Origin of the sequence: Borreliella americana (assembly GCF_021043605.1) — a bacterium.
In the GTDB taxonomy this organism is placed as follows: domain Bacteria; phylum Spirochaetota; class Spirochaetia; order Borreliales; family Borreliaceae; genus Borreliella; species Borreliella americana.
Genome location: NZ_JAJNFB010000034.1, coordinates 1 through 4,774 on the forward strand (window position 1 = coordinate 1; position 4,774 = coordinate 4,774).

Annotated in this window: 9 protein-coding genes; all 9 read left to right on the forward strand. The window is 31.2% G+C overall.

The window, feature by feature from the left end; all coding sequences use genetic code 11:
* The coding region (locus tag LRB30_RS05485; RefSeq protein ID WP_231020069.1) for a DUF228 domain-containing protein at positions 1–523 on the forward strand (523 nt) is incomplete at its 5' end.
* Positions 524–529: 6 nt separating this feature from the next.
* Positions 530–1,318 carry a DUF228 domain-containing protein gene (locus tag LRB30_RS05490; RefSeq protein ID WP_231020071.1) on the forward strand — a complete coding sequence of 263 codons (789 nt, stop codon included), beginning with the start codon at positions 530–532 and terminating at the stop codon, positions 1,316–1,318.
* Positions 1,319–1,332: 14 nt separating this feature from the next.
* Positions 1,333–1,908 carry a DUF228 domain-containing protein gene (locus tag LRB30_RS05495; RefSeq protein WP_231020073.1) on the forward strand — a complete coding sequence of 192 codons (576 nt, stop codon included), beginning with the start codon at positions 1,333–1,335 and terminating at the stop codon, positions 1,906–1,908.
* Between the two features lie 19 nt (positions 1,909–1,927).
* Positions 1,928–2,887, forward strand: a complete 960-nt coding sequence (locus tag LRB30_RS05500; RefSeq protein ID WP_231020075.1) for a hypothetical protein — start codon at positions 1,928–1,930, stop codon at positions 2,885–2,887.
* 28 nt (positions 2,888–2,915) lie between these two features.
* Positions 2,916–3,368 carry a DUF3890 domain-containing protein gene (locus LRB30_RS05505; protein ID WP_231020077.1) on the forward strand — a complete coding sequence of 151 codons (453 nt, stop codon included), beginning with the start codon at positions 2,916–2,918 and terminating at the stop codon, positions 3,366–3,368.
* Positions 3,368–3,751 (forward strand): DUF1506 family protein, encoded by a 384-nt coding sequence (locus LRB30_RS05510; protein ID WP_231020080.1) that lies wholly within the window; start codon positions 3,368–3,370, stop codon positions 3,749–3,751. Before LRB30_RS05505 ends, LRB30_RS05510 begins: the two co-directional genes overlap by 1 nt.
* Complete coding sequence (locus LRB30_RS05515) at positions 3,739–4,128, forward strand: hypothetical protein (RefSeq protein ID WP_231020082.1); 390 nt, start codon at positions 3,739–3,741, stop codon at positions 4,126–4,128. Before LRB30_RS05510 ends, LRB30_RS05515 begins: the two co-directional genes overlap by 13 nt.
* Entirely contained in the window at positions 4,125–4,694 is a 570-nt protein-coding gene (locus LRB30_RS05520) for a DUF764 family protein (protein WP_231020084.1), read from the forward strand. Before LRB30_RS05515 ends, LRB30_RS05520 begins: the two co-directional genes overlap by 4 nt.
* A partial coding sequence (locus LRB30_RS05525; protein ID WP_231020086.1) for a DUF787 family protein occupies positions 4,675–4,774 on the forward strand: 100 nt, incomplete at its 3' end. The genes LRB30_RS05520 and LRB30_RS05525, both read left to right, overlap by 20 nt.

Below are 4,774 nucleotides of genomic sequence, written 5' to 3' on the forward strand. Positions count from 1 at the left end.
AAAAGTTGCTGAAATTCAAGCATTGATGAAAAATCCTCAGAAAAATGCTAGTTTACTTAGCAATTCTATCGAGTTTAGAGATAAAAATTTACTTTACTCCAATTTGGGTGGTGTTTGTACTAGTAGTAAAGACAAAATGGAAAATTATCCTGCCAAAGGATATCCCTATAAACGTGGAGTCAAGCTTAGTTTTAGCGCTGATGGAGCATCAGAACTTGAAGTTGAAGCTGGAGGAGAAGATGATTTATATGGAATATGCACCGATATAGATGAATATACTGGTATGGCAACTGTAATTCCAATTACAAATAACTTTACAGGGTATTTGACTTTTAAGAAAAATGGGCAAAACGGTGTAAAACCTGGTGATAAGCTGCATTTTAATAAGGATGGTGAGCTTGAAAAGACCACGGGAGGCCAAAAAACAATTAATGCTATTGCTCTTTCAAATGTGCATAAGTTGACAGAAGGATTGTGGATAATACTTGCTAGTGTATTTGGAAATAGAGCAATCAAGGGGTAGTAAATTATGGTTTCAAAAGGCAAAGTACAAGTTAAAGGTCTTGATACTGATGATAGTTTACAATTGGGTTTAGAATCAGAATCACCCGCTGCTCCTAGAGCTAAACGTCAAGCAAGACAAGCCGAAGAAGAACTTGCAAAAAATTCTTATTCGGATTCGATTAAAGAACTTGACGATATTCTTTTAAAATTCAAAAAATATTCAAAATCATTTAGTTCAATTGAAAATGAGGTTTTCGGCAGTTCAAATAGTTGTTTTCAATCTAAAAATGAACGAGTTGATACTTACTCATTTGCATGTTCAAGTGTTACAGACAAAATAGAAGAATATTTTTATGATCCAAAAAATAGTTTTCCATACAAGCGTGGTGTTAAACTTGTCCCAAAAGAGAACTCCATATATGTTGCGGCTAGTGCGGATACTGATATTTATGGAATATGTGTAGATGTGTGTGAGTTCAGTTGTATTGCGTATGTTTTACCAATTACAAATAACTTTGAAGGGTACCTAGTTACAAGAAATCCAAATATAAAATCGGGTGAAATATTAGACATTAATAATGATGGGGTTATTATCAAGGCTGGTGGTGGACGTCCAACTGTAATTAATGCTTATGCACTGTCTGATTCATTTACAATCAATTTTTTGTTAGAAGATGAGGATTTAAAGCAAGTTCAAGTCATAAAGCCCAAAAAAGAAGATTTTTCTATCAATTTGATAAAAGTTGCAATTTTTGGCAATAGAGGGCTTGAAAAAGAAGTAGTTGCCCATGCTGTTGCAAGTGTAGGTGGGTAAAAGGAGGTGAATGAATGGCAGATACAACGCAATTAGTAAAAGAGTATCAAGAAAAACGAAGTAATCTAGAAAAGTTAATGAAAAATCCACAGCATTATGCTGGTTTACTTAGTAATTCTTTAGAGTTTAGAGACAAAAACGTACAATTTTTTGCTTATGGCGGCACTAGAACTAGTAAATTTGATAAATTAGAAAATCATCCATTTTTAGGATATCCATACAAGCGCGGAGTCAAAAGAGTTATTCAAGAAGAAAAACCAAATGAAATTCATTATGAACCTCATGTTGAGGCTGGGGGTGAAGAAGATCTGTATGGAATATGCACTGATATAGATGAATATAGTAAAACAGCTACTATTGTCCCAATTACAAATAACTTTGAAGGATATTTAGTAGCAAAAGAAAATAGTATTAAAGTAAAGGATAAACTCTATTTTAATAAAGATGGAGAATTGGAAAAAATTAATGGTTCTGCACCCCCAAACAAGACAACTATTAATGCAATAGCATTGTCTGATGCAGTAAAAATTAGCAATGATATTTTTTTAGTCAAAGTGGCAGTATTTGGAAATAAGGCTTTACAAAAATAATTAGATTTAGGAGGTAAAAATGGAATTATTTGATGAAAATTATTATGCAAAAGCAGTAGCAAATATTATAGGGGAAGTAAAAGATCCTATAATGTATAAATGGTTTTTCCCCGAACAAATTGAAGATGTTGATCTACAAATGGGCTATCAAAGGACTATAAAATGGGATGCATTTCTTAATGCCAACCCCACAACTATTGCTAATGAAGTTAATACTATTTCAACTATTGGATTTAGTTCTGAAGTAGTAAGACTTAATTACTTAAAACTACAATATAAATTTAGACATTTAAAACAATCTTCTGAAAAATTTTATACTTCAGATTCGTATATTGGAGATATTAATAATAATTTATTGCCATTCGAACAAGCTTATAAACTTGCAAGTAGTGAAATTATAAAACTTATCAATCACTTTGTACTGACAGGTACTGTTTCAATTCAAAAAGATGGAAAAAATCAAAAACGTTTACTGCCTAATATGTATGGACTTCTTAACATGCCAGATCAAGTAAAAGAGCAGGTTGAAAATGGCAATAAGGATAAGATGGATAAAATTTTTGAAAAGATTGAATCAGGACTCTCAAAACTAGAGCTGGGCGATGAATTTTCTACTTCTATGATGGTAATAGTTGACCCTGCAACTTCATTGAAATTGGTAAAACCATACTCTTCAGATCAATTTCCTCCAATTAGTTGTGAAAAATGGGAAGATGTTTTAATTCAGACTATTAAAGCCATTAATAATAGAGAAGATGTTTACATTGAAACTTCAAACTTGCTAAAACATCAAATACTGATTTATCCATTAAATCCAGAACTTATAAAGTTCAAGCCTAGCAAATATATGTTGCCCACTCCTAATGAACAAGTTGATAAAGACTCAACTGACATTGCTCATTCATACATTGATTTTGTTTTAGGCGGGCTGCTTGCTACTAAAAATACCATTTTACAGGTTGAAATAAAACAAAGTTAGTTAACAAATATTTAAGGATTAGTTAAAAATGCGTGAACAAAAAGACTTGCAGGCTAAAATTAAAAGCGAAGAAGCGCTTTTAGTAACCAAACTTCATTCTGAGGTGTTATTGCTATTAGGAATAGATCAAGTTATGTTAAGTAGACAAAATTTTCTACTTCATTTATCACTGCTTCAAGCAATTCTAGTAACACGTGGTATTGATGCTAGTTCACTTACATATGAACAAATATTTTTGCTTACCTTCTACCACATGGGTTGTCAATTAAGAAAGCAGGGGATTGTTCGTGAATTTGAATTTGAAAGAATAAAAAAAGAAAAATTCAATGAGCTTGAGCTTGACTATTATCCGGGTGGTAAAGGAGTAGAAGAAGGCGGTGAAAGTTGTGCATCAAGTAAAAACTTCTGCTTACAGCTTGATTCATTATTAGAAAAGCTTAAAAGAGAAACTGCAACTCCATCTTGTATGGGAGTTGTCTAATGAGTGGTATTAGAAAAAGATTATCGGATATGTCTATTAGAATGATAAATGCTTTTAAAAATCCCGAAACTTTAAGGTTTTATAAAGGAGACACCTTAAAACTTGAGGAGGATGAATCTTATCAAACTGTATTTGATAAAAATAAATATGAAGAATTTATTGGTGTTATTATTGATATAAAACCTCAAGAGCTTGCAGTGTTACATGATTCTAATTTATCCGACATTCAAGGTTATTCTAAACTTTATACATATGCAAACTTTGATTTTGCACTTAAGGACAGAATATCAATTGCAGATTCAATTTACTTTGAAATATTTAGTATTGATTCTTCAATTGGATATTTTACTTTAATTTTAAAGGAGTTTGTATGGACAACTTAAAGATAAATATTGAATTAGAAATAGGATGGTTTGGGAGTAGAGCCAAAGTTGCTAGAATGCACGAAGAAGGAAGTGGTAATTTACCAGTAAGAAAACATTTAACCAAAATTGCTAGTAGTACTGAGTTTAGAGAATACATCAACAATAATCATATAAATTCTAAGTTTACCCTTAACCCTAAATTAGGAATGCAAGCTATTGGACAAGCTTTTATTAGATACTATGAGAACTATGTACTATCTGGTCAAGTAAGGCCCGATTTAAAGGCAAATACGATCAAAAGTAAATTAAGAAAAGGTAGTAGTACTGCATCAATTCCACTTGTTGATACATCTAAAATGTTATCAGAGCTTACTTATAAGGTAACAATTGAATGATTGTCACTTTAGATACTAGCTTAAACTATTTACTTAAAATATTTAAAGAATTTAAGACCTATGCAATTCAAAATGATTTTGAATGTGAAGTGATAAATACTTATAATCATCCGTATCTTTCAAAGATTAATACTACTAGTCCTAATATAATAGCATTAAAATTTGATGGTACACAAAATCTGTTTGATCATAATTCTAGAAATGGAGCATTTTATCAAAATGTTTTGGAGTTTAGTTTTACCTTTCAAATATATGTTATTGCAATAGTATTGAATGCTAGAGACTTTGATGCAAATTCACGTATGTTAGTGCTTTATGGACTGCTTAGCGAGTTTATGCATAATAAAACACACAATTATACGTTGTCTAATCCATATCAATCTGAATATGTTACTAAAATAAGCTTTTACATTTATCCAATATCAAATATGCAAACAGTTGGCATGATAACTTTAGGCACAAAGTATAGCAACCATGCATATAGCTCATCTGTAGCATGTAATGCTAGCGTAAAAGTAATTGAAATTTTAAAGGAGGAATACCAAATTGCCGCAAGATACAATTAGTGTAAGTTTAGTCGACTCTAGAATTGAAGTTAGTAAACCTAATTATTATAGTCCACTCTTAGTTTACAAAACAGCTAAAA

Excerpts from the sequence above, each read along its gene's own strand:
- LRB30_RS05490 (WP_231020071.1), top strand. The coding sequence starts at position 530 with ATGGTTTCAAAAGGCAAAGTACAAGTTAAAGGTCTTGATACTGATGAT.
- LRB30_RS05495 (WP_231020073.1), top strand. The coding sequence starts at position 1,333 with ATGGCAGATACAACGCAATTAGTAAAAGAGTATCAAGAAAAACGAAGT.
- LRB30_RS05500 (WP_231020075.1), top strand. The coding sequence starts at position 1,928 with ATGGAATTATTTGATGAAAATTATTATGCAAAAGCAGTAGCAAATATT.
- LRB30_RS05505 (WP_231020077.1), top strand. The coding sequence starts at position 2,916 with ATGCGTGAACAAAAAGACTTGCAGGCTAAAATTAAAAGCGAAGAAGCG.
- LRB30_RS05510 (WP_231020080.1), top strand. The coding sequence starts at position 3,368 with ATGAGTGGTATTAGAAAAAGATTATCGGATATGTCTATTAGAATGATA.
- LRB30_RS05515 (WP_231020082.1), top strand. The coding sequence starts at position 3,739 with ATGGACAACTTAAAGATAAATATTGAATTAGAAATAGGATGGTTTGGG.
- LRB30_RS05520 (WP_231020084.1), top strand. The coding sequence starts at position 4,125 with ATGATTGTCACTTTAGATACTAGCTTAAACTATTTACTTAAAATATTT.